This is a genomic window from Nostoc sp. XA010 (assembly GCF_020829625.1).
Taxonomy (GTDB): Bacteria; Cyanobacteriota; Cyanobacteriia; order Cyanobacteriales; family Nostocaceae; genus Nostoc.
In genome coordinates this window covers 14,645-38,320 of record NZ_JAIVFX010000024.1, presented here as the reverse complement: position 1 = coordinate 38,320, position 23,676 = coordinate 14,645, and the positions used below count along the sequence as shown (strand labels likewise).

General features: G+C 41.5%; 19 protein-coding genes. 5 read left to right on the top strand and 14 right to left on the bottom strand.

Features of this window, described 5'->3' with window-relative positions:
• Positions 1-81: 81 nt before the first annotated feature.
• Positions 82-1,914, bottom strand: a complete 1,833-nt coding sequence (locus LC608_RS26085) for a phospholipase D-like domain-containing protein (RefSeq protein ID WP_229556347.1) — start codon at positions 1,912-1,914, stop codon at positions 82-84.
• Positions 1,915-2,211: 297 nt separating this feature from the next.
• On the opposite strand from LC608_RS26085, the gene LC608_RS26080 reads away from it, so the two are divergent.
• Positions 2,212-3,765, top strand: a complete 1,554-nt coding sequence (locus LC608_RS26080; protein WP_229556346.1) for a sodium:proton antiporter — start codon at positions 2,212-2,214, stop codon at positions 3,763-3,765.
• 3 nt (positions 3,766-3,768) lie between these two features.
• The gene (locus LC608_RS26075) at positions 3,769-4,137 is read left to right on the top strand and encodes a hypothetical protein (protein ID WP_229556345.1); all 369 of its coding nucleotides are present in this window, start codon (positions 3,769-3,771) and stop codon (positions 4,135-4,137) included.
• A gap of 159 nt (positions 4,138-4,296) precedes the next feature.
• On the opposite strand, the gene LC608_RS26070 is transcribed toward LC608_RS26075, so the two are convergent.
• From LC608_RS26070 to LC608_RS26025, 10 genes are all read right to left on the bottom strand, one after another.
• Positions 4,297-4,860, bottom strand: coding sequence for a DUF3124 domain-containing protein (locus tag LC608_RS26070; RefSeq protein WP_229556344.1), 564 nt, complete (start codon positions 4,858-4,860; stop codon positions 4,297-4,299).
• Positions 4,861-4,933: 73 nt separating this feature from the next.
• Positions 4,934-5,611, bottom strand: a complete 678-nt coding sequence (locus LC608_RS26065) for a TrkA family potassium uptake protein (protein WP_229556343.1) — start codon at positions 5,609-5,611, stop codon at positions 4,934-4,936.
• A gap of 128 nt (positions 5,612-5,739) precedes the next feature.
• A complete protein-coding gene (locus LC608_RS26060) occupies positions 5,740-5,958 on the bottom strand; it encodes a hypothetical protein (protein WP_374108453.1) in 219 nt (72 codons plus the stop codon).
• 82 nt (positions 5,959-6,040) lie between these two features.
• Entirely contained in the window at positions 6,041-6,637 is a 597-nt protein-coding gene (locus LC608_RS26055; RefSeq protein WP_229556342.1) for a Uma2 family endonuclease, read from the bottom strand.
• A 109-nt stretch (positions 6,638-6,746) separates the two neighbouring features.
• Positions 6,747-11,225, bottom strand: coding sequence for a translation initiation factor IF-2 N-terminal domain-containing protein (locus tag LC608_RS26050; protein WP_229556341.1), 4,479 nt, complete (start codon positions 11,223-11,225; stop codon positions 6,747-6,749).
• A 162-nt stretch (positions 11,226-11,387) separates the two neighbouring features.
• Positions 11,388-12,305 (bottom strand): histone deacetylase, encoded by a 918-nt coding sequence (locus LC608_RS26045; protein WP_229556340.1) that lies wholly within the window; start codon positions 12,303-12,305, stop codon positions 11,388-11,390.
• 210 nt (positions 12,306-12,515) lie between these two features.
• Complete coding sequence (locus LC608_RS26040) at positions 12,516-13,370, bottom strand: metal ABC transporter permease (protein WP_229556339.1); 855 nt, start codon at positions 13,368-13,370, stop codon at positions 12,516-12,518.
• Between the two features lie 11 nt (positions 13,371-13,381).
• Positions 13,382-14,218, bottom strand: coding sequence for a metal ABC transporter ATP-binding protein (locus LC608_RS26035; RefSeq protein ID WP_229556338.1), 837 nt, complete (start codon positions 14,216-14,218; stop codon positions 13,382-13,384).
• Between the two features lie 18 nt (positions 14,219-14,236).
• Positions 14,237-15,292: a metal ABC transporter substrate-binding protein gene (locus tag LC608_RS26030; RefSeq protein ID WP_229556337.1), complete on the bottom strand. Its 1,056-nt coding sequence runs from the start codon at positions 15,290-15,292 to the stop codon at positions 14,237-14,239.
• Positions 15,293-15,557: 265 nt separating this feature from the next.
• Positions 15,558-16,337 (bottom strand): MBL fold metallo-hydrolase, encoded by a 780-nt coding sequence (locus tag LC608_RS26025; protein WP_229556336.1) that lies wholly within the window; start codon positions 16,335-16,337, stop codon positions 15,558-15,560.
• 148 nt (positions 16,338-16,485) lie between these two features.
• Between LC608_RS26025 and LC608_RS26020 the strand changes: the two genes are divergently transcribed.
• Positions 16,486-17,379 carry an alpha/beta fold hydrolase gene (locus tag LC608_RS26020; protein WP_229556335.1) on the top strand — a complete coding sequence of 298 codons (894 nt, stop codon included), beginning with the start codon at positions 16,486-16,488 and terminating at the stop codon, positions 17,377-17,379.
• Positions 17,380-17,526: 147 nt separating this feature from the next.
• Complete coding sequence (locus tag LC608_RS26015; protein ID WP_229556334.1) at positions 17,527-18,585, top strand: serine/threonine-protein kinase; 1,059 nt, start codon at positions 17,527-17,529, stop codon at positions 18,583-18,585.
• A 28-nt stretch (positions 18,586-18,613) separates the two neighbouring features.
• Here LC608_RS26015 and rimM read toward each other — a convergent pair whose 3' ends face one another.
• From rimM to LC608_RS26000, 3 genes are all read right to left on the bottom strand, one after another.
• The gene (rimM, locus tag LC608_RS26010) at positions 18,614-19,414 is read right to left on the bottom strand and encodes a ribosome maturation factor RimM (protein WP_229556333.1); all 801 of its coding nucleotides are present in this window, start codon (positions 19,412-19,414) and stop codon (positions 18,614-18,616) included.
• A gap of 14 nt (positions 19,415-19,428) precedes the next feature.
• Positions 19,429-20,712, bottom strand: a complete 1,284-nt coding sequence (locus LC608_RS26005) for a valine--pyruvate transaminase (RefSeq protein WP_229556332.1) — start codon at positions 20,710-20,712, stop codon at positions 19,429-19,431.
• A 141-nt stretch (positions 20,713-20,853) separates the two neighbouring features.
• Positions 20,854-22,104: a transposase gene (locus tag LC608_RS26000; protein ID WP_229556331.1), complete on the bottom strand. Its 1,251-nt coding sequence runs from the start codon at positions 22,102-22,104 to the stop codon at positions 20,854-20,856.
• A gap of 146 nt (positions 22,105-22,250) precedes the next feature.
• Between LC608_RS26000 and LC608_RS25995 the strand changes: the two genes are divergently transcribed.
• Complete coding sequence (locus LC608_RS25995; RefSeq protein WP_229556397.1) at positions 22,251-23,360, top strand: S-(hydroxymethyl)glutathione dehydrogenase/class III alcohol dehydrogenase; 1,110 nt, start codon at positions 22,251-22,253, stop codon at positions 23,358-23,360.
• The last annotated feature ends 316 nt before the right edge of the window (positions 23,361-23,676 follow it).

The window sequence follows — 23,676 nt, the reverse complement described above, 5'->3', positions numbered from 1 at the left end:
AGGCATTATGTATGTTAGGAAATCTGGTTATTTCAAACAGTTAATTTAAGCCGAAAGCTTCCTTACTATATTCGTTTTATTTTAGGTATATTGCGAAATAAACTTATCAGGTGAATCACTCTTTTGGGCAATATTGAGGCGTATAAACTGCGCCCAGACTTCATCACTAAGTAAGTTTAAAGCAGTTTTGGGATTATTAATTGCGATCGCGCCTATAACTTTACGCCATTCCTGTTGCAATTTCTCAATAAAAGCATCTTCAATAGAAACTTGACTCAGCAACGAAAGTGCAGTTTTAAAACTTTCTGATTCACCTGATAAATTTTTCGATTTTAATCCCTGTAGTGCTACATTCAACCATACAGGCAGAAGTTCCAACCAATTATTTTTTTGTATCTCTTTGAGTGCAATACCTTCCATACCTAGCGCACCCCACACGCATAAAGACTCTACAGCCAGTTGAGAATCACGTTTTTTTAAAGCATTTCCCCATAATTTTTGAGCGTGATTTTGGAAGCGATTAGCAAGAAATTCATAAGCTTCCTGAACTTGATGTGGAATTGTAACTTTATAGACTGACTCACCTCGTGGTAGGTAATCGCCGCGATAGGATAACCAGTTATGAGATCCGCAAAGATGGATCTGTTTATCAACTATTACTTCTTTAACATGGGAATTTCCCAACCAAAAAGCCTGTATAGATGGTAAACCATTAGGTGTTTTGATCGCCTGAAGTTTCTTCTCTACTTCTGGTGGAATTGGTTTATCTTCATCTTCTTGTCGCCGTGCAATTCCATGTCCAATTAAAATCCGAACTCCGCGATTAGCTAATTTCTGTAATAAATTTAGAAATTTTTCATTGACAACTGCCTGATTAATCCAAGGAGAATAAATTAAAATCTGACTTTTAGCGGAATTTAAAACTTCTGAAAAAGCTAGGCTAATTTGTCCATCGCGTAACTGTACAGCTTCACCTAACGCTTTATAGTTATCTATCTCACTAGTAGTTTTTGTAGCAGCTTCTAGCGCCTTTTGGCGAATATTTTCAAGCCTAGCTTCTATTTCGGTATTTTTCTGCTTGAGAATGGCTTGACGTTCAAAATTAATGGTTTCGGTTGACAATTTACATAATGCTTGCAAAGATATTTTACCTTCAGCATGTAGTACTTCTAACCAATTTGATGCTGACTCTAAAATTTGCTTTCCATTCCTTATTTGAATGCTCAATTTATCTTCAAGAGCATCAAAGATAACGAAAAGCGATATTTTTCTCCAGATTTTTTGAGTCGAAGCTAGTACCTTATAGGAAGTTACGATTTTTCCCTCTTCTGGTACATGAAGTGCTAAACCTGAAGCTTGAATACTTTTTTGGATTTCCTCAAGGGGTAAGGAAGAAATATCAGCAATTGTATGATCAATAGTGATAAAATCTGCCAAGTCGGGCAAATTTATCGTTGTCTCATTTAAGGATTCAGATTGAAAGGTTATCTTATCGCTTAAAAGGTCTGTAATAGCATAAATTTGTATAGGATATGGCGGCTGTGGTACAGACCCTTTTTCATAAAAAGAGCGACCTTCAGGAGTAACTGTTAGTGGCGACGTTGGTGATAGTGTTTGTAATGAACGAAGAGTTGTAGTAGTAGTTTTAATAAATACAGAATCAAGCCCAAGTACAGAAGCTAACTCATCCTCTGTTGGCGGAGGTTCAAATTCAATAGCGGCGCGGATAATAAATTCTTCAAGTACGTTAAACTGGCGGGGTTCCTTGACATTTACTTCTACCTGAGTTTGACGCAAACTATAACGGAATTCACGCGCTGCTAAAACTGATAAACTAGGACTTTGCGCTTCTATTTCGTCTACCAATTTTTTGAGGTTTTCATCAATCGGTTTAGCAGAAGAGGCGAAAAACATCAACGAAACCTCCATGTAGGTACACGATATTTGAAACTTCGGAGTACATATTCCCGACTTGTCCACGCTGCTGAGTGAATAGGGAGGGAACTAGAACAGGGAGCTTCGGTTAAAAAGTGGTGTAAACGATGGTAAGTTATCCCTACGCATTTTCTGCCATTTGGAATAGGTTTTTTCTCCCCTGCCCCTGCGCTGTGCCTCTTCCGTCAAGTGGAAGAAATTCGCCGTTCCGAACCCACACCCTGAAGTTGCTAATGTAGCATTACTAAAGTCAAAATAACTTTTCAGAACGTAATAGTGGATGTAACTCAATTAGTCAAAGTTTCAATTATTCTCTTGCTGCTTGCTACAGGTGTAGCTCTGCTGTCACGGAGATTACGAATCCCTTATGTTACGGGTTTAGTATTAGCAGGTTTGCCCATCACTGAGCTATTGTCTCGTCCGATTGGTTTAAATCCAACCCTTGTTTTGAATCTTTTTTTGCCAATTCTGATCTTTGAAGCTGGTATTAATACAGATGTCAGCCGCCTACGCAGCACCTTTAAACCAATTGCCCTATTAGCTGGGCCTGGAGCTGTGCTTTCCAGTGGTATTATTGCCGTTCTGTTGAAATTTGGGCTGGGACTAAGTTGGATACCTGCCTTATTTGTCGCAGTAATTCTGGCAAACACTGATACTGTTTCCATGATTGCCGTCTTTAAGGATATACCAGTACCATCGCGGCTTTCCACCATCGTTGAAGGAGAAACTTTATTCAACGATGCAGCTGCCCTAGTTTCCTTCAACCTAATTTTGCAAGTATATTCAACAGGCTCAATCACATTTATAGAGGGAATCCAACAACTGCTATTTATCTCTCTAGGAGGCTGCCTGGTGGGGTTAGTCTTGGGGTACTTGAGTATACCTGTATTCGCCCGTTTAGATGATGCCCTTAGCAGCCTTTTATTGACAGTCGCAGTTGCATTAGGAACTTTTCAGGTTGGGCAATTTCTCGGTGTATCGGGTGCGGTGGCTGTAGTCGTCGCGGGATTAATTTTCGGGAATTTAGGGCTTTCTCGCAATACTTCTGCTTCTAGTCGCATCACCTTATTGAGTTTTTGGGAATATGCCAGTTTTACCGTCAACACCTTTATTTTTCTGCTGATTGGTGTAGAAATAAACTTGGTAATGTTGTGGAAAACTTTACCTGCAATTCTACTTGCAGTTTTGGCTTATCAAGTCGGGCGAGTTCTTACAGTCTATCCTTTACTAGCAGGCGTTCGGTGGATTGACCGCCCAATTCCCCTACGCTGGCAACATTTACTGTTTTTAGGCAACATTAAAGGTTCACTCTCAATGGCTCTGGCGTTGAGCTTACCTACCACACTGCCAGGGCGAGAAGTTCTGATAGCTATAGTCTTCGGCTGTGTGCTGGTGTCGTTAGTGGGACAGGGTTTAAGTTTGCCTTGGGTGGTAAAACGCTTAAAATTATCTAATTTTTCAGAAGCTCAACAACAGGTTGAAGAATTGCAAGCCCAGTTGATGACGGGTAAAGCAGCACAAGATGAATTAGATAGTCTGTTGAAATCAGGGGTTTTACCAAAAGCTGTTTATGAAGAGATGCGTTCAGCTTATCAAGTGCGAATTGCTGGTGCAGAAAAGACACTGCGGGAACTTTATAATCGTCGTCCTGATGAGGTGGAAGGCAGAAGTGGCAACAGCAGTAAACTTGATGCTATTCGTCGGCGTTTACTGTTGGCAGAAAAAGGAGCGCTCAATGAGGCAATGCGGAAGCGAATTCTCTCGGAAGAAATTGTGCGCGGGCGGATACAAAATCTTGATGAACAATTGTTGAAGCTTGAAGATGATTAGGGATTGGGAACTGGGGATAGTCTGAGCTTCGTCGATGAACCTCTGAGCTTCGTGAGTGAACCTTTGAGCTTTGTCAATGAACCTCTGAGCTTCGTGAGTGAACCTCTGAGCTTTGTCGATGAACCTTTGAGCTTTGTCAATGAACCTCTGAGCTTTGTTGATGAACCTTTGAGCTTCGTGAGTGAACCTCTGAGCTTTGTCGATGAACCTTTGAGCTTTGTCAATGAACCTCTGAGCTTCGTGAGTGAACCTCTGAGCTTCGTGAGTGAACCTCTGAGCTTCGTGAGTGAACCTCTGAGCTTCGTGAGTCAATCTCTGAGCTTTGTCAATGAACCTTTGAGCTTCGTGAGTGAACCTCTGAGTTTTGACTGATTACAATTTGCTGCCTCTAGTTAGATATTGAGTCTGTGACTCAATGAATGCATTCCCATACGGAGCATGGGAACGAGGAAATTTAATGATTGCATTCCTATGCGGAGCATGAGAACAAGAAAACGAGGAAAAACTTAATTACGAATCACGAATTACGAATTATTTTAAAGGCGATCGCTTCTCGTTATTTTGACTTTTAATTACCCTACCAGGACTGATAAAAGAAATTCCTTGTTGAAAGTCAGTACCAATCATGACTGCCTCTACTATCGGTTCGGATATTTCTGTTTGGGCTACCCACTCGACAATAAAGTTTGCACCTAAACCTCCAGTGGTGTCATTTCTATTTATAAAAAAATCTGTAGAAGCTAGAGCATCAAGTTGAATAGGGCGCTCCAAATATTCTTTAACTAGTTTCCCTTCTGAGTTATAGTAGCGCACAGAAGTAATAACGATCGGATTGGTCAAATCTGTATTCCGAATACTTAGCGTAACTGCTAACTCGAAAATCTCCTGCCGATTGTGATGATAGATATGAGAGTAGACAGGAACATAAACAGTTTGACCGCTTGCTATCTTAAAATTTTTATCTAGCGTCACGATTTTTTGCAATGGAGTTGCTGGAATGGCATCGGGTTGTGACTTGGATGAAATTTTGGGTGATTGACAAGATGCAAGAAAAATAACAGCGATCGCTAAATAAATATATCGATACAGCTTCATCAAAACTATTTACACCAATTTTTTATATATGCAGCTAACCCCACCTAATAAAGAGTTTAGCTAAGAACTACGCTCAACATTTTTGTTCAATAAAATCAATGACTTGATGTAAACATCCTGGTTTAGTCACAATCAGCACAGTTGAATGAGGTTCCAGTATTGTACTACCGTTAGGAATCATCAAATCTTCGTGGGGATGGGGTTGATAGCCAATAATTAGCGAACCACTTGGAAATTGGGAATCCTGAGCAATATCGGCAACGCTACGACCAGCAACATAGCAATTGTTGGGGATGGAAAGTTTCAGAACCTCAATCTGTCCCTGCTCAAAATGCATCATTGATTCCACTTGTGGATACTCAATGGCATTCACCATTGTTGAAACTGATAGTTCAACAGTACTGATAATATGGTTAGCTCCAGCGATACGCAACGGTTCGGCAAAATCGGGGTGGCGCATCCGACTCAAAATATGGGTGACACCGTAGTGCTTTGCAAGAGTCACCATTGCCAAGTTTAAGGCATCACTTCTCAGAACAGCTGCCAAGGAACCGGCTTTGCGAATCCCTGCTTCTAACAATACTTCTGTACTTACAGCACTACCTTCAAAAGCCATTGCTCCTACTTGTTCACGGGCATAGCGGCAAGCGATAGGGTCAATGTCAATTACGGCAACAGTATGTCCCAGTTCTACCAGTTTTTGCGCCAAACTTAAGCCCACTAAGCCTGCACCACCAATTAGTACGTACATGTATATTCTTGATGCTCTCTTCAACTTCCTATTCCACTTTACAACTTAGCAAAGGAATGAAAGTCTAGCTTGTATGGAGACACTTTCAACCACTGGACAATCAGGATTGGCAATGAGGCAAACTAATTTTATGCTTTCAACAAGCTTTGGCGACGACTAGCCCACCAAGCAAATCCAGCGCTGGTTACAAACATTAGCAGACCATAAATTGCACCAGGAATCGCCATTGTAAGACTATTCAGCAGCGTAGGTGTAGAAGCGATCACGATTGCCAGAGTCCCATTTTGAATTCCTACTTCTACTGTAATTGCCGTAACAATCGCTTGCTCTAAACCTCTCTTATACATCCAGTCGCACAGAATCCAGAATAAATTCTGGCTCCTGAATTCTGAATTCTTCTTCGGTAATTGGTTTAGCAGAAACCGCCAGCTATTTCTGAAGCGCCTGCTGAAAAGTCTTAATAGCATCAACATGATTCACCATATTAATGCAGCGCAACAATAAATCCAGATCGATACCTTTAACCTCCTCACTACTGGAAACCCTTTCATAGTGGAGTGCGTTCCCTTCTTTTTGCAGGTGATAAACTTCTAACACTCCATCTTCCCAGAACCACACTTCTGGAATCAAGAGCCGCTTGTATGCTTCCAGTTTGTTGATACCGCCACTGGTAAACACCACCTCTATTGCTAAATCGGGACGCACTCGACCGGGGGCAAGTTTATAAAATTTATCTGCTTCTCGCTTTACAGCACCCGATTCACTTTCTAAGGTCATTGACCCAGTTGGAGTAAAGTCAAACCCTGCCATGAGCAGGTAAAGTTCTAACAATGCGCCGAGTCTTTCCTTAACGGTTTCGTGTGGTTCTCCAGGCATTCTTCGGATCTCCAAAACACCATCCAGGAAAGACAGCCGATATCCTGGACGATCTAATAACTGGTCAATTGCTTTGAATTCTCTCCAAGTCAGTCCTTCAAACAAAAGGGGTGATTCTTTTGTGGGTGTAGCTATTGCTGCTGGGGTCATAAAAGTCTCCAGTCTGTTTCTAAATGAGAAATAATCAGTTTTGGAGGGCAGTTTGTTAATTGTAACTTCTTTCTAGGAGCTTAAAAATTACTTTTTCTCACCTAAGTTTTCAAATGATTCGAGAAACATCAACGAAACCTCCATGAAGACTGACAATATTTGAAACTTCAGAATACATACTTCCGACTTTACCTGATTGATGGGTAAACAAATTATGACAACCCACAATTATCAAGAGTTCTTGAGCGCGAGAAAATGCAACATTTACCCGTTCTGGTTTCTTAGCAAATCCTACATCTCCTTTGCTATTGTTGCGAACCATACTAACAATTACAACAGGTCGTTCCATACCTTGAAATCGGTCGACTGTACCAGTACGAATTTCTAATGAAGGGAAAAGTTCAGATTGCAAGCGTTCATCAATTTTTCTCAATTGAGCGCCATAAAATGTAATTACAGCAATTTCTTTTTTTGGTTCACCTTTAGTAACCTTAGAAGCCCAAGTAGTCTCAAACTGCTGACACAGACGTTCAATCGCATCAATTTCTTGAGTATTAAAGTAAGAAGTTCCGTTTCTTTGCTCTAAAAACTGATTTTCTATAGGCGTTTTTACCCAAATAAGATGCTGAGATTCTTGGATAATTTCGTCTGCTAAATGATGTGCGCGTTTTGTGTCAGGTTCCAAAATACCAGATTCTAGTTTCCCGTCATAAAACTGATTGATTGCTCCCATAATAAATGGATGCATTCGATATTGTGTAGTTAGCATTTGTTTGATGCTTTCATCAGCAGATTCAAACTGACTTTTAAAGAGTGATTCTTCTAAAAATTGTAGTTCATCTCTTGTATTACCCATTCTTTGAGCAACTTCTTCTACAGTGCTAGTATCAAGCATGGGTGGTAATTGCCGATGATCGCCTACCATGACTAACTTTTTGCCTTTCAAAGCTGGGATTAGTAACTCGGGTGGAGTACACTTACTAACCTCATCAATAATAACGACATCAAAGGATTTGAATTCTTCCGAAAAACCTCTATTTGCAGCTTGAACACAGGTGATACCGACGACGTTGGCATTATCTAGATATATGCGCCTTAAATCGTCGCGGTCGCGTTCATTTGGCTGTCTTAATTTTTCTATCCAATCTTGTACAAAATTCTGATATTTATTGAGATAAGCTTCATCTTTTTGTAGTTGCTGTTGCCAAGATTCAAAGCTGATATTTATGCTACGTAATAACTCTATATTAAACAAGTCATTAGCAAACTTCTCTGGTTTAAATTTATCCGGTATTGTTTGCCATTCTCTCAACCACCAGCTTCTTTCTTCTATTAAACCTACTGATGGCTGTGGTTGTAATTTTTGTTCTATTTCGCGTAGGCTAATTTGTAATTCTTGAAGCTGCTGTAAGGAAGTTTCAGTTTCTTGTTGTACTTTTGATAAATGCTCATAGAGAGAGTTTTTAATCATCTCCAACACAGCAAAGGGTTCTAATAATGAAATTAAGTTTTCAAGTTGACTAATGGAAGCTTCCCAAGAATGTACTTGATTTGAAAATTCTTGCGGCTGCTCCCAAATCTTTGATTGTGTTGCGAGATATTGTTCAGTTAGAATGCGTAATTGAGCAGGAATATTTTGTTGATTAAGTTCTTGCAAAATATTTATAACTTGTCCAAGCTGCAAGTTAGCATCCTGCTGTGCTTTTTCTACCTCAGCTTGAGTAATGGATATTTGCTGTTGGCTAACTTCATTTTTTTGAAGTTCATTTAATAGTCGTTGGAGATGCTGAAGCTGTTGATCGGTTTCTGCTTTTACTTTTAAAACACATTGACGTGCATTTGCAAGGATTGTATCTAGCAATTCTTGTGTAATTCGGGTGAGGGTAGAGTCGATATTATCCCATTCCCATGATTTACCATAGGTTTTTTGCATTCTAATTAACAAAAACTGGGTATTCTCAACCAGTAATTTTCGCTGTTTTGGGTTGAGTAGCTGATAATTATTAAACTGCTGATAAGTTTGCTCCCATTGGGTGCGATCGCTCTTTGATAGCACCATTGGAATCTGGCTAAAATTTTGTTGTAAAAAATAACTAAACTTATGCTGTTTACCCTGCCGATCAGTAAAGTTTCCGTCTACTTCATAAGCGATCGCTTTTGTCAATAACTCCCATTCTGGCAGGTTAATTTTGTAAACTTTTGGTACTATTGGTAATTTTAATGTATTAGCAAACATCAACAAACCTAGCGGCAAGTCCACTAAATTTTCTGTTAGTGGTAAACCTGATTGATGACATTCTTTTAAAGTTTGATAGAGAAGAGAAGGTGCTGTAGATTTCCATTCCTTAACTGCTGAGATAATATAATCTATTTCGCGTTTGCGGTTTTCCCATATCTCGATTGTTTGCTGTATGTTTTGCAGTTTAGCAAGATATTTCTGATAATCTGGTTGTAGCTGATTTAATGAGGCGAAATTTTGTTGGACAATCCGTACTGATGCTGCAACTTCTGATATAGCTTTACTTGCATTTTGAGCATAAGTCAAAGCAGTTTTAAATCCAGAAATTTCTCTTGCTACAGTTTCACGCAACCAAACCGCTAAACCAAAAGCACCAAGCACCGGACGCACAAAGCCAAGTTCATCAGTATATTTAATAGTTTGACGAACATTTGCTAAAAATTCTTCTACTACACTGTTACCTTCTGTGTATGGCTTAAGAAACGGCAAAAAATTTGTAACTTCTGGAGCTTCCCAGTTGATATTTGGCGCAGTATTTACTATATTTTCCAGTCCTGCAATTAGGGATTCAACTTCGTTCTGTTTTTCTACAGTTTCGTTGTAAGATTTTTCTTGACTTTTAAAGTCGCTCTCTACCTTTAACTTATTTTTATTGAATTTAGTTTGTTGCTGATTAAATTCTTCCTCTGCTTGAAAGTAGGCTGTAAATCTTTGTGATGATGCAAGTAATTGACTGAACGTTTGGATATTTTCGAGCCGTTGAGTAAGATTATTTTCGCAGTCATAAGCTGTATTTTCTAGCCATCTGCCAATCACTTGGTCTTCTAAAAATGGCTGTCCTTCCTCCCCAACTTTCTCGGCTCTACCTTTTCGTACAGCGCGAATTACGGGGTTGTGAACTAATCGACTCAGGGCATTATCTACTGCTAAATTGGCTTGAGATGCGATTAAGGTACGTCCACCGCGAAGGGCAATTTGATAGCAAATCTCGGCGATTACGGTAGTTTTACCAGTACCTGGTGGCCCTTGGATGAGAACAAGATCCTTTGCGGCAAGTACTTTTTCTACTGCTGCTTTCTGTCCAGGATTTGCAGAAGATAATAACAAATCTTGTGGTTGAAGTTCAACAGTTGTTTTGATTTGTCTAGCTTGAGAAGCATCGAATAAAAAGTTGCCTAAATAAGGATTTTGAGTGTAACCATTATTTAAATCATCTAAAGCTTTTTTCTTACGCTGAATCTGCTGAATATCACCAACTGCCTCAAAACACAAAAATCCTGTATCTGGCAATTTATAACGCTCTGTTGCCATGAATTCAGCTAAGTCACGTTCTAGCCTGAGACTGATAATACAACGGTTGGGGTCAACCTCTTCAACAGTGCCTAATTGACGACCGCTAATCCAATTTTTACCGACGGGAGCAGTTTCAAAAAGCTTTAAATCTTCGTTTTTTGTGCGTCTTGCTCGTTCCCAAAAGTTTTCTACATCGAGGGAATTTTGATAAAAGCCATCAAGGGTGGCTGAAGCTACATCTATTTCAAAGCTGATTCGTCTTTTGAAGTTATAGTTATGACTTATGTAACGCACACAAAACTGACGTGCTTTAGCGATTTTTTCCTCAATTTGCAAAAATGCTTTCCAAGCTTTAAGCTGCTCTTCTGTAGGCACATTTTCGCCACAAACTGGCGCGCCTGCGATGCGTTTCAATGTTGCGGGTGGAATGTCGAGATGATGCTGATGATTAGGTAGCAAACGCAAGCGACAAGGTATAGCATAGCTATCAGCATGTCCCCGTGAGGGTTGTAACAACTGAGCCGAAAGTATTTTTATACCGCCGCGTCCATCTTTTGGTACAGCCGCTCTAAATCCTAATGTTTTTCTGAGCTTTTCAAGTCTTGCGGGTAATGGAAAATCATCGGAGTCTGTTGCTATTGTCAAATCCCAAATTTCTTCTCTTGCTTCTTTCCCCGCACCTTTACGACGGACATAAAATAGAGAAGGTTTTTTCCCGACACATTCCAACATTAACTGATTGGCGCGATCGCGCCGTTCCCTAAATTCGGGATATGATTTCAGGGTAGCTTCACCTTCAAGATGGCGGATAAAACTATCAATTGCTGAAGCTATAAACATATAGCCCCAATCTTCAGAGTTTGTTTTAGCTTTCGAGGATTTTGCTGTTAGTAGTTTATTTGCTACTGAACGAATACGTTCTGCATCGGATTCTGAGATTGTACTGGTATGGCTTTTGACTACAATTTTGAGCTTTTCGCAAATTAATAATAGCTTCTTGCTATCTAAATTCAATTCTTTTGCTAGTTCGTAGATTCTGAGTTTGCCGTTGTTCATCCAGTACTGCCTTTGCACACAAGATTTTTATATTTTAGAACTCAATACGATTTAGTTAAGGCTAGTGCTGGTTGTCAAAGTCATTTTTTTAATTAACCGCAGAGACGCAGAGGACACAGAGAGAAGAAATAGAAGGAAAAATTGATTAACTAAGTGGCTGCATCAAAGTTTATACCGTTGGTAAATTTCACTGGCAGCGCGATGCAGCAGGGAGTGTCGCCATACTAAGGATTTCATATCATCAGCATAACCACCGCCAATGACGCAGGCGACTGGATAACCGCTATTAATACAGGTACTCAAAACCTGCATTTCTCGACGAAAAATGCCAGCATCTGTAAGGGCTAATTTGCCCAAGCGATCGCCTATATGAGGGTCAACACCTGCATCATAAAATACTAAATCTGGCTTGACTTTAGATAATAAATCTGATAGATAATTCGCTAAGGTTTGTAAATAAGCGTCATCTTCCATTCCCACCGGCAAAGGAACATCCAAATCGCTGTTTTGTTTAGTACCGGGGAAATTGACTTCGCAGTGCATGGAAAAAGTAAAAACGCTGTCGTCGTCTTGGAAGATAAAAGCGGTGCCGTCTCCTTGATGCACATCCAAATCTACAATCAGGATTTTTTGGACAAGTCCGAATTTTTGTAAAACGCGACAGGCGATCGCTAAATCGTTGAAAATACAAAAACCAGACCCATAATTGGGAAAAGCATGATGAGTTCCGCCAGCCGTATTACAAGCTAAACCCTGACTTAATGCCAGTTTAGCAGTAAGTATCGTACCACCTACCGCCACACAAGTACGATTCGCTAATGCTGGACTCCAAGGTAAACCAATGCGACGCTGTGCTTTGGCATCTAAGGTTCCTTCACAGTAAGCTTGAACGTAGCTTGGAGTGTGGACTAACTCTATTAATTCTAGCGGCGGACGTTTGGGGGTATGAAATTGTTCTTGATTCGCTACACCATCAACTAACAGCAATTCGTAGAGTTGTCGGAACTTAGACATCGGAAAACGATGTCCTTCAGGTAGCGGGGCAACGTAATCTGGGTGATAAATAATTGGCAAGTCCATAAGGAAAGAAAATCTCAATCAGCAAGCACGGATTACAATTCCCTTTCCCATCAGAGAACTTTATCAGATTGGTAGCTTATATTATATTAATAAAAATTTGGACTAACTCTTTTAGGACTTACGCAAAATATCTCTCAAACTCTTAGTTCTCCGTGTCCTCTGCGCCTCTGCGGTTTTTTATTCCGTAACTCTTGCGTAAGTCCTATCTTTCTAAGGGAGATGTTTTGTAGAAAGGGGAGGGAGACGGCGTTTATACCGTCCTTGCAGGTTCTTGGTGAGCAAGACACAGGCAAATATCGCAGTTGAAAGTAGCACCACACTAGCTCCAGAGGCAATATCGAGGTAGTAACTGAGGTAGATACCCACAAAGGAAATCGCAGTTCCTAAAATCCCGGAAATAATCATCAGATAACCAAAGCGATCGCTCATTAATCGCGCAATTGATGCCGGAATCACCACTGCTGAAATAATTAGAGTCACCCCCAATACATTCAGTGTCGCCACCAGTAAAGTCGCTAACATCAAAGCAAATAACGTATCCATTGCAAAAACAGGTACGCCATGAACCTGAGCAACTTCGCGGTCAAAACACCAAAATAGCAACGGGCGATAAAACAAGAAAACCAGACTGAGTAAGACAATCGTTACACCCGTCACCACCCACAAATCATTAGGGGAAACCCCCAACACATTACCAAACAAAGCAGCTTCAAAGTTTTGGCTAAATTTGCGATAGCTACTGATTACAGCTACTCCTAAAGCAAAGCTAGCAGTTGTCACAATCCCAATAGCTGCATCCGAGTAAATTTTCCGTCCGGTCAAATATTGAATCAACAGAGCAGCTGCAAAACCCCAAATCCCAGAGCCAATGTAGAAATTCAAGCCCAGTACATAACTCAGCACGGCTCCCCCTAAAATCGCATGAGATAAACCGTGGGCAATGTAACTCATTCTACGAGTTGTAATATAAACTCCCATAATGCCGCATAATAGCCCCGCCATCATGCCTACTAGAATCGCACGGCTAAAAAATTCGTAGCGAAAGGGTGCTAGTAAAAGATCCATATACAGTTAAATTAAGCAGATTTCGACGAGTTGGAGGGGCGCAGTATTTGGGGCAAGTTATCTTTCATTTGATGGCGTAGAGATGTACCGCCGCTAGCAATCAAAATTCGGTCTTGTTGGTGGAAAACTACCATTTCTCCACCAAAAGTCTGCTCAAGATTTGCGGGAGTGAAGACATCAATAGGTTGACCTTGACAAATTAAACCGTGGTTAAAACACACTACCCAAGGTAAATGAGTCGCCACCGAATTGAGGTCATGGGTGGAGAGAATAATTGTCAAGCCTTGTTGATTCAAATCGGCCAATAGGTGCAATAGTTCGTGTTGAACGTGCAAGTCTGAACTGCTTGTGGGTTCATCTAGAAGAACAATTTCTGGCTCTCCTACTAAAGCACGGGCAATAAAAACCCTTTGCTGTTGTCCACCAGATAGATTCCCAATGGGTTGATGGGCAACATGGGCAACCCCAACGCGCTCTAGGAGTTCCCTGGCAACTTGGCGATCGCGCCGCGAAGACCAAGGCAACATTTTTTGCTTTTGGTAACGCCCCATCATCACCACTTCCAATGCCGTAACTGGAAAAGTCCAATCCACCGTTTCCACCTGCGGTACATAGCCCACCAAAGGCGGTGCTACACCTGGCTTTAAGCGCCTTCCTCGAAACCAAATCTCTCCACCCCAAGGTTGAACCAGCCCTAAAATAGCTCTGATTAAAGTGCTTTTACCACTACCAGAAGGCCCCACCAAACCAGTAAGTTGACCTGGGTAAAGGGTCAGATTGAGATCGGTAAACACTGGCTGGGTTTGATAACCACAGGTTAAATTTCTAACTTCGAGTATCGGTTCCATGCACTTATTTTCTTGATCCTACTTGGTTGCTGCTGGGCCAACAACATTTCCAGTGTTTAAATTCTTTACTAAATCAGGATTTCCTCCCAAATTAGAGGCGATAATCCGCATATTGTTAGCCATCATGCCAATATAGGTATGCTCAGGATTAGTATTTTCCATTGCATTAGCTGAACCTGTTCCTGGTAATTCATCGTCGGCAGTGTTGGCTATTTTTACCTTCGCTTCGCGGGCAATCTGTTCTTCTACCTTGCTGGGGTAAACCTCAGAACCAAAAATGGCTGGAACGCCTGTTTTCCGAATTTGGTCAATTAATTTTGCGACATCTTGAGCGGATGGTTCCTTAAAATTTGAAGGTTGAATAGCACCAATTACTTGAAAACCGTACTCTCTTGCCCAATACGCCCAAGAATCGTGGTAGGTCAACAATTTACGGTTTTTAGCGGGAATACTGGCGACGACTTCTCGTGTTGCTTTGTCTAGGGCATCCAGACGTTGTAAATAATTTTTGAGATTAGTCGCGTAGTAGTCTTTGCCAGCAGGATCTAAGGCGCTTAACTGCTGGGCGGCTAGTTTGGCGTAAGCCTCAGCATACTTGGGGTTTACCCACAAATGAGGATTGGGATCGCCCTTTTCTTTAGGAAAGCTGAAGTCAAAAAGCCATTGCTCTTGGGTAATAGTTTTATTGCCTAGTTCAAAGATTTTAGTTTCTTTGGGTTTCGAGGCTTTAGCTAGTTTTTCTGTCGGGGATTCCAAATACAACCCATTGGTAAGGATCAGATTAGCTTTGGATAGTATGTCCGCATCGCTAGGACGAGGCTCAAAGGTATGAGAGTCGGTTCCTTCTGGAATAATGCCCTTAACTTCTAAGCGATCGCCTGCAATGTTACTTACAATATTCGTTAAAGGAGCAACTGTCGTTACAACTAAAAGCTTATTCTGTGTCTTTTGCTCTCCTGCTTGAACCGGAGTGCTGGTTACTTCGGGATTAGAAGACACCGTTTTATCCTGAGGCGGACTGCAAGCTACTACCATGAAGCTCAGTACAAATAGCAATCCAAGGAGGGTCTTCATTAAAGTCAAGCCTTCTATATTAAAGAATCAATCTTTGATTAGACCTTTTCCCATTATTAAAATGCAATGCCCCCTCAGGGCATTTTCGGTTGATTTTTAGATTTTTTTACCTTATATCCTGCTTAAGTGATATTGGGGGAGTTGGGGAGTATAGCAATTATCAGCATTACTGAATGATGAATTGTTCTTTGCACCTTTGCGCCTACCCTACGGATTGCCTTGAGGCATTCCAGAAGAGTAGTTGCTACGCGTCGATACTTCAAATTTAGATTGCTAATGCTCGTTTTTCTAATGGTAGTTCAAAGCGATCGCCTGGTTTTGGCTCAAGTATCCGCGTTGAAAGATTGTTTTTCTCAAGTAACAAACGAAATTCCTCAGCAGTTCCTTTAGTCTGAATCAATTTCATCAGCAATCCCTCAAACGCCACATCACCACCAGCCGCAGTCGGTAATATTACTTGAGGTTGTAACGATTTTACTACTTCTAAAGCACTATTTTGTCCTTTAATAATCGCCCCAAGCAAAGGCAATGTCATGTCAATAAACGGTGTAATCACTACATCGATAGGTGCAGCTTGCTTAAGTTCTGGGGAATGATACCCGTGAGGTTCGTAGTATACAGTTAAACCACTCTCCAATTCTTTGAGGAGATAACTATTTTCTACCAGAGTGGGGCCAATTGGAGAGCCAGGGAAAGCCTTGATTTCAATTTGATTATTTAAAGTGAAAGTTTCACCATGAGCCAATACTGTTACTTGGGTGTAACCTAATTTCTGTACTACCTTGGCAGCATTGGGAGAAGCTACAACCTTGATGCTGTGATCCAGCAGTTTGAGCGTTGGTGGATGAGCGTGGTCATCTAAACCTTGAGACAGCAGGATCAGATCAATATTATCTGGTATTGGGCGATTTTGCGATCGCGAACCTTTAAATAACCAATCCAAATTGCTGAAAATTAACGAACCAACCAGCCAAGGGTCAATTAGGATTCGTTTCCCGCCGATTTCCAGCAGCCAAGAGTTACTATCTAACCAAGTTAAAAACATAAACTTATGTGAAGATAACGCCTACCTTCATTATCAGGCGTATACAGCTAGAGTAGCTACAGCTTGTTCAAAAATAGGATTTTGTTCAGACTTGATTTTAGGTCACAGAACATTACTATATTGAAGAAAGACTTTATTAATCTTCATAATGACTGTAACTACACAGCCGCTTGCAACCCAAGACGCTTTTGAAAAATTCATTTGGACTTGGCAGGGTTACAAAATTCAGTATACTGTCATGGGCACAGGACGCCCTCTGGTACTGGTTCACGGCTTCGGTGCTTCCATTGGACACTGGCGTAAAAATATCCCAGTTTTAGCTAATGCTGGCTACCAGGTATTTGCTATAGACCTTTTAGGTTTTGGCGGTTCTGATAAAGCGCCGATTGATTACACTGTGGAAGTTTGGGTGGAACTGCTAAAAGATTTCTGCACAGCACACATACACGAACCTGCTGTATTTATTGGCAACTCCATCGGCGCACTTTTGAGCTTAATTGTACTGGTAGAACATCCAGAAATTGCTGCTGGTGGTATTTTAATTAACTCTGCGGGTGGCTTGAGTCATCGTCCCCACGAACTGAACCCACCGCTACGGATGGTGATGGCAACTTTTAATCGGTTTGTGCGATCGCCAATTACAGGTAAATTTGTCTATAATCGCATCCGTCAAAAAGCCCAAATTCGCCGCACCCTCTACCAAGTTTACAAAAAGCGTGAAGCCGTCACCGATGAATTAGTCGATTTACTTTATACTCCCTCTTGCGACCCAGGAGCGCAACAAGTTTTCGCCTCCATTCTCACCGCTCCTCCTGGCCCAAGTCCAGAGGAACTTTTGCCGAAAGTAGAACGTCCTCTATTAGTAATTTGGGGTGCTGATGATCCTTGGACACCAATTACCGGGGCAAAGATTTACGAAGAGGCGCGTGAGAATGGCAAAGAAATCAAAATTGTTCCCATTCCCAATGCCGGTCATTGTCCCCACGATGAAGTTCCAGAGATTGTTAATGCCCAGATTGTTGATTGGCTAGCGCAAAGTTAAGAATTTCGCGCCAAGACGCAAATGCAAAGATATTTTCTGTCGATGCGCCTTGGCCCATGCAGGATAGAAATGGCGCTAACAATCTGGGAGAGTTGATCTTAATCTTTATAATTGCACCTTGACAGAATCAAACTCGTATGGTGTGTAATGGAGCTTGATGTGCGTAATGGACATAAAGGGGCAATTCCCTTAAATCACCATCCAGATTTTTCCAAACAAGGTTATCAAGTTATCAGCGAACTAGGACGCAACCGAGAAGGGGGACGCATTACTTACTTAGCTAATGTCCTCAACTCTAAGCAACAGGTGGTGATTAAAGAATTTTGTTTTGCTCGTGCGGATGCTGATTTATCAGGTGTGAAAGCATATCAGCGCGAAATCGAAATTTTGCAGCAACTCAATCATTCTCGCATCCCTCGCTATGTAGATTCTTTTGAAATACCAGGGGCTTTTTATCTAGTTCAGGAATATAAAAAGGCCCCATCTTTAGGCTTAAGGAGCAACTTTAATCCAGAAGAAATAAAGCGAATTGCTTTGTCAATTTTAGAAATTTTGGTTTATCTCCAAAAGCAAATTCCACCAATTATTCATCGTGATATTAAGCCAGAGAATATTTTGGTTGATGAGCAACTCAATGCTTATCTGGTTGATTTTGGTTTGGCTAGGATACAGGGTGCAAAAGTAGCTCTGAGTAGCTTTGTAGCAGGAACTCCAGGTTTTATGCCACCAGAGGAACAGTTTGGTCATTCTCTAACTGAGGCATCAGATTTATATAGTTTAGGAGCAACACTGATTTGCTTACTTACTAATACCCGTTCTGTTGAGATTGGAAAATTAATTGATGATAACTATCGCTTTAATTTTCAGCAATTAGTTCCTCAAATTAGTCCACGTTTTCGGTCGTGGTTGAGTAAAATGGTGGAACGCAAACGGAAACGTCGTTATGCTAATGCGGCTGTTGCTTTGGAAGCACTTGGGCCAATTCAGGTTGTTGGTACTGCCACCAAGATAGATACTTTAATCAAGAAAATAATACTTAGAAAACGCTCTACTTTGTTGGGACTAGCTACTGTTATTACACTGGCTGCAATGGCGGCAACTTTAATAAGTTGTCAGCCTGGTAATACGGTTAGGCAATTACTGGAAGCTACAGAATGTCAAACTTTTGATTTAAACGCAAGTTGCCAAGAAAAAACCGGAGATTAAGATTAATTAGGGTAGCTTAAGGAATGACCTAATTATTAATTTCTAATAACCCAGGCGGTGGCGTAATTTCAATCCGATTGGATTTCAAGTCTACTACTGGTGCGATCGCTTCCACAAATGGAATCAAAACAGTCTTTTGCTTTTTGTCATTTGTTATTTGTCCTACCCTGCGGGTTCGCCCTTGGCGTTCTCGAAGAGTAGCCGCAGAAGCGTCTATGTCATTTGTTGTTTGTTGTTTGTCAGTGGCAAAAGATGGGTGCAATTTTACTTCTAGCAAATCATTGCCAGCCGGGATGATATCTACCACCGTACCCACGAGTTCGCCAGATGCTTGCATGAAGACTTCCAAGCCCATCAAATCGAGGACATGATATTCATCTTCGCCTAGTTGGGGGCGATCGCTTGCTGGAACCATTAACGTAGAACCGCGCAACGCCTCCGCCTGATCGCAATTTTCCACGCCAGCTAATTTGATCACATACAAGTTTTTGTTGCTGATATAACGTCCTGTTAATAATTCGATTGGTTGCGGTTCTGTGTCACCTGAACGCAACAACCAACGTTTTCCCGCCACCTCAAATCTTTCGGGGAAGTCTGATACAGGATAAACCTTTAATTCTCCAGACAATCCTTGAGGGGAAACAATCTTACCAATTTCTAGCCAATTGTCGAGATTGGGGGCTGGGGATTGAGGATTGGGGACTGGGGATTGGGGATTGGGAATTGGGGATTTGGGATTGGACTTTTTTGATTTTCCTCTTCCTCCTCTGCTCCTGGGCGCCTCTGCGCCTCTGCTCCCTATCTCTTTGTTTGCTTCTTCGTGTTTCATTTCTATTTTCCTTACTAGGCAGTCACCGCCGCACCTTTATAAGCTTCTTCAGCCACTTTTGCTAAACGTTGCATAGCAGTGGCAATCTCTTCATCGGTACCTGTAAGGCTGATGCGGAAGCATTGGTGTTTGTGGGCCCACTCTTCCTCTAAACCGGGGAAGAAGCTACTTCCTGGGACAATAATCACACCTACTTGCTTAAGTTGCTGGTAAAATTCCCAGTCACTGATGGGTAAATCTTGTAACCACAACCAAGCAAAAATTGCCCCTTCACCGCGATGGAGAAACCAAGGTAAATTCTTGGGCATCGCTTGTTCTAAGCTGGTTTCTAAAACAGTAAATTTATTTTGATAAAAGGGACGGATGACAGTGTGAGAAATTTCCACTAAAGCACCAGAGTTAATTGCAAGAGCTGCGATCGCTTGGCCGTAACGTGAAGAATGAAGACCAATATTTGCTTGAAAACATTCCAGCACTTCAATCCACCTTTCATCCCCAATGGCAATACCAACCCTTTCTCCTGGTAATCCAGCTTTTGATAAACTCATGCAGTGTAAAATATTATCACCAAACACTGGTGTCATTTCGGTAAAATTCAATGCCGGGAAGGGAGGGGCATAAGCTGAGTCAATTAACACGGGCAGATTGTAAGGCGCAGCTAGGGCAGCAATCTTTTTCACCTCATCTTCAGTGAGGACGTTACCAGTGGGATTACAAGGGCGAGAGAAGAGGACACAACCCGTATCTTCTGTAATCGACAGTTGGCTGAAGTCGGGGCGATATTTAAATCGGTGGGCGGCTTCATCAATATCGAGAGTCGGTTTGTAAGCGATTAAAGCTTTTGGAACTAAGCAGATACCGCCGTAACCAGTGTAGTCAGGGCTGAGGGGCAAAACGATTTTTTTTAACTCGCCACTAGGGGTGTAGCCACCGAAGCTATTCACAGCGTAGAAGTAGAGGGTTTGACTTCCGGGGGTGATGAGGATATTGCGATCGCTTAAGTTTAATCCGTAGCGTTTGTTAAAATCGTTAGCGATCGCTTCAACCAACGGTGCATAACCCTGACTTGAGCCGTAGCGACAAACTACCTCACCATATTCTGGGCTAGCCAAAAGCTGTGCAGTACAATCCCGCCATAATTGCTCTACCTCTGGCAAAATCAACGGATTACCAGCACTCAAATTAATAAACTGCTGCCCTGCACCCCCTCGTAATGTTTCGATAATATCCTTCATGATTGCTCTGACGCCAGTCAGGTTGGACATTTGAGCGCCAATTTGAGTTAGGGCAGGGTTCATAAGCTGTGACAAAATGTATTAATCGAGGGGTGGACAAATTATTTGGGGGTTGCTGCTGATATCCAGTTTACATCGTTGTCAAAACAGCTGTTGCCGCCTTTAACCAATCTAGCTAGAGAATGATATTGTGAACTACCCCACCTAAGCATTGCTAGACGCTGGGGCTTCCAACTTCACGGAGGAATGCCGCATCTTAGACTTGCGTCCTCGAATTGGTCTTACTTCCTCTCCATTGGCGTTAGCCTCCCCCGTCCCAGAGGAGGACAGCATTCTGATACCTTCTGCTCTAATATTTATTGCTGCGTTGCCATCTCTATCATGATGAGTCCCACAACTTGGGCAAATCCAAGTCCTTACATCTAGCGGTAGTTCCGATATTTGATAATGACAATTAGAGCAAAGTTTGGAACTGGGGAACCATCGATTTATTTCTACCAACTTCCCGCCGTCACGTTCTAATTTGTAACCTAAGAAATTGACGAAGGTTCCCCATCCTGTATCAGAAATTGCTTTTGCTAGTTTGTGGTTACGAACCATGCCCAAGACATTTAAGTTCTCGACTACTACCACTTCGTTGTTATCAACTATCTTTCTAGACAGTTTGTGTAAGTAATCTTGGCGGACATTGCTAACTTGTTCATATACCCTAGCGACAATTTTGTTTGTCTTTTTACGTCGATTACTACCTTTTACTTTACGTGCAGCAATACTTTGTTTTTTGGCTAATTTATTCTCATATTTGGCTAAGTGTTTGGGGTTTGGATACTTAGAAACTTTCTTGCCATCATAAGCAATTGCAAAATCTTTGATGCCCAAATCAATTCCAATAACCTTGCCATTGGCATTTGATATTGGATGCTCACCCTCTCCTGTAAAAGACGCTAATTCGCTTTCATATTCCATTAACACAGAAGCATAGTACTTACCCGATGGGCATTTACTAACAGTGACAGTTTTGATAGTTCCATCAAGAGGTCGGTGTATTTTGGCTTTGACTATACTCAATTTACCGGGGAACTTCAAGCATTCATCAACCTGCTTCACTTTCTGCGGATACTGAATTGATTGACGATGATGCTTTGATTTGAATGTTGGATATTTTGCTCTACCATCAAAAAAGTTTTGATACGCACGGCTGAGATTAAGACTCACAGATTGCAAAATCTGTGAATAACATTCACCCAACCATTCAGTCTCCTTATCTTTTTTGAGCGCTGGCAATAAAGAATTTAGACCAGACTGAGACAAGCTTTTACCAGTTGCTTTATAGGTTTCGATACATTTATTCAAACCATGATTCCACCACCAACGTGCACAACCAAAATGTTCTGCAAGTATTTTAACCTGCTCATCAGTGGGGTATATCCTGACCTTTACGGCAAGCCGTCTCATCTATACTTCACTTCTCCTAAACATCGACCTATTACTATTATATATATATTGCAGTAACAGCATAAATAAAATGTTTGGCTACTGCGACCGATAACCGATATAAACTCAAGTAAGCCCATTGACAAAACTATATAGGAGGGCTAATGTTGCAAGTTAAAGCAGCAGTAGCTTACAGCGCAGGTAAGCCGTTGACAATTGAAACCGTTCAACTATCGGGACCACAAGCAGGCGAAGTGTTAGTTGAGGTAAAAGCTACCGGAGTTTGCCATACCGACGCTTTTACTCTATCTGGTGACGATCCCGAAGGTTTGTTTCCGGCAATTTTGGGGCATGAAGGTGCTGGTGTGGTAGTGGAAGTAGGCGCTGGTGTCACCAGTCTCAAACCAGGGGATCATGTAATTCCCCTATATACTCCCGAATGCCGCCAGTGCGAATATTGTTTGAGTTTCAAAACGAATCTTTGTCAAGCCATTCGATTAACTCAAGGACGCGGTGTCATGCCCGATGGCACTAGTCGTTTTAGCATTGATGGACAGATGATTCATCATTATATGGGTACATCAACTTTTGCTAACTATACGGTGCTGCCAGAAATCGCCCTGGCAAAAATTCGGGAAGACGCGCCATTTGATAAAGTTTGTTACATTGGCTGTGGTGTGACTACTGGTGTTGGTGCAGTTATCAATACTGCCAAGGTGGAACCGGGAGCAAATGTTGTGGTTTTCGGCTTGGGTGGTATTGGTTTAAATGTCATCCAAGCGGCGCGGATGGTAGGGGCAAATATGATTGTCGGGGTGGATATTAATCCCAGCAAACGCGCTTTAGCAGAAAAGTTTGGCATGACGCACTTTGTGAATCCCCAGGAAGTAGAGGGTGATTTAGTTCCCTATCTGGTTGATTTAACAAAAGGCGGTGCTGATTACAGTTTTGAATGTATCGGTAATGTCAAAATTATGCGTCAAGCATTAGAATGCTGCCATAAAGGTTGGGGTGTCAGTGTGATTATTGGTGTTGCTGGTGCTGGACAGGAAATCAGTACTCGTCCTTTTCAATTAGTAACTGGGCGTGTTTGGAAAGGTTCTGCATTTGGTGGCGCGAGAGGACGTACAGATGTGCCGAAAATTGTTGATTGGTATATGGAAGGTAAGATAAATATTGATGATTTGATTACCCATGTAATGCCCATTGAGCAAATTAATGATGCTTTTGAATTGATGCACAAAGGTGAATCAATTCGCAGCGTGGTAACTTTTTAATTCTTAGGTGAGGGGCAGACTTTCAGGTTTTTAAATTGATAGGTCATTTCAATTTTTGAATGATTTAGATAATGATGTAGAGATTGTCATCAAACGAAAACCTGAAGACCGCAAGCAAGCTCGGATAACAGTTGTTTGCTAAGTAATAGATAAAAACTCGTGACAGCATATATTAAGATACCCCTTTAAAATCAACTAAAGGGGTATCTTTAAAAGTTAGCAATAATCTGGTTTTGCATCGTTACCCCCCACAATCGGCATTTCCATCCAAAGTCTGGGAAGAGAAACCAGAAAAGTTTGATGCCAATGCACATCT

Excerpts from the sequence above, each read along its gene's own strand:
- LC608_RS26050 (WP_229556341.1), bottom strand. The coding sequence starts at position 11,225 with ATGAACAACGGCAAACTCAGAATCTACGAACTAGCAAAAGAATTGAAT.
- LC608_RS26000 (WP_229556331.1), bottom strand. The coding sequence starts at position 22,104 with ATGAGACGGCTTGCCGTAAAGGTCAGGATATACCCCACTGATGAGCAG.
- LC608_RS26040 (WP_229556339.1), bottom strand. The coding sequence starts at position 13,370 with ATGGATCTTTTACTAGCACCCTTTCGCTACGAATTTTTTAGCCGTGCG.
- LC608_RS26015 (WP_229556334.1), top strand. The coding sequence starts at position 17,527 with ATGGAGCTTGATGTGCGTAATGGACATAAAGGGGCAATTCCCTTAAAT.
- LC608_RS26065 (WP_229556343.1), bottom strand. The coding sequence starts at position 5,611 with ATGTACGTACTAATTGGTGGTGCAGGCTTAGTGGGCTTAAGTTTGGCG.
- rimM (WP_229556333.1), bottom strand. The coding sequence starts at position 19,414 with ATGAAACACGAAGAAGCAAACAAAGAGATAGGGAGCAGAGGCGCAGAG.
- LC608_RS26045 (WP_229556340.1), bottom strand. The coding sequence starts at position 12,305 with ATGGACTTGCCAATTATTTATCACCCAGATTACGTTGCCCCGCTACCT.
- LC608_RS26030 (WP_229556337.1), bottom strand. The coding sequence starts at position 15,292 with ATGAAGACCCTCCTTGGATTGCTATTTGTACTGAGCTTCATGGTAGTA.
- LC608_RS26085 (WP_229556347.1), bottom strand. The coding sequence starts at position 1,914 with ATGTTTTTCGCCTCTTCTGCTAAACCGATTGATGAAAACCTCAAAAAA.
- LC608_RS26035 (WP_229556338.1), bottom strand. The coding sequence starts at position 14,218 with ATGGAACCGATACTCGAAGTTAGAAATTTAACCTGTGGTTATCAAACC.
- LC608_RS26025 (WP_229556336.1), bottom strand. The coding sequence starts at position 16,337 with ATGTTTTTAACTTGGTTAGATAGTAACTCTTGGCTGCTGGAAATCGGC.
- LC608_RS26020 (WP_229556335.1), top strand. The coding sequence starts at position 16,486 with ATGACTGTAACTACACAGCCGCTTGCAACCCAAGACGCTTTTGAAAAA.
- LC608_RS26070 (WP_229556344.1), bottom strand. The coding sequence starts at position 4,860 with ATGAAGCTGTATCGATATATTTATTTAGCGATCGCTGTTATTTTTCTT.
- LC608_RS26005 (WP_229556332.1), bottom strand. The coding sequence starts at position 20,712 with ATGAACCCTGCCCTAACTCAAATTGGCGCTCAAATGTCCAACCTGACT.
- LC608_RS26055 (WP_229556342.1), bottom strand. The coding sequence starts at position 6,637 with ATGACCCCAGCAGCAATAGCTACACCCACAAAAGAATCACCCCTTTTG.
- LC608_RS26060 (WP_374108453.1), bottom strand. The coding sequence starts at position 5,958 with ATGTATAAGAGAGGTTTAGAGCAAGCGATTGTTACGGCAATTACAGTA.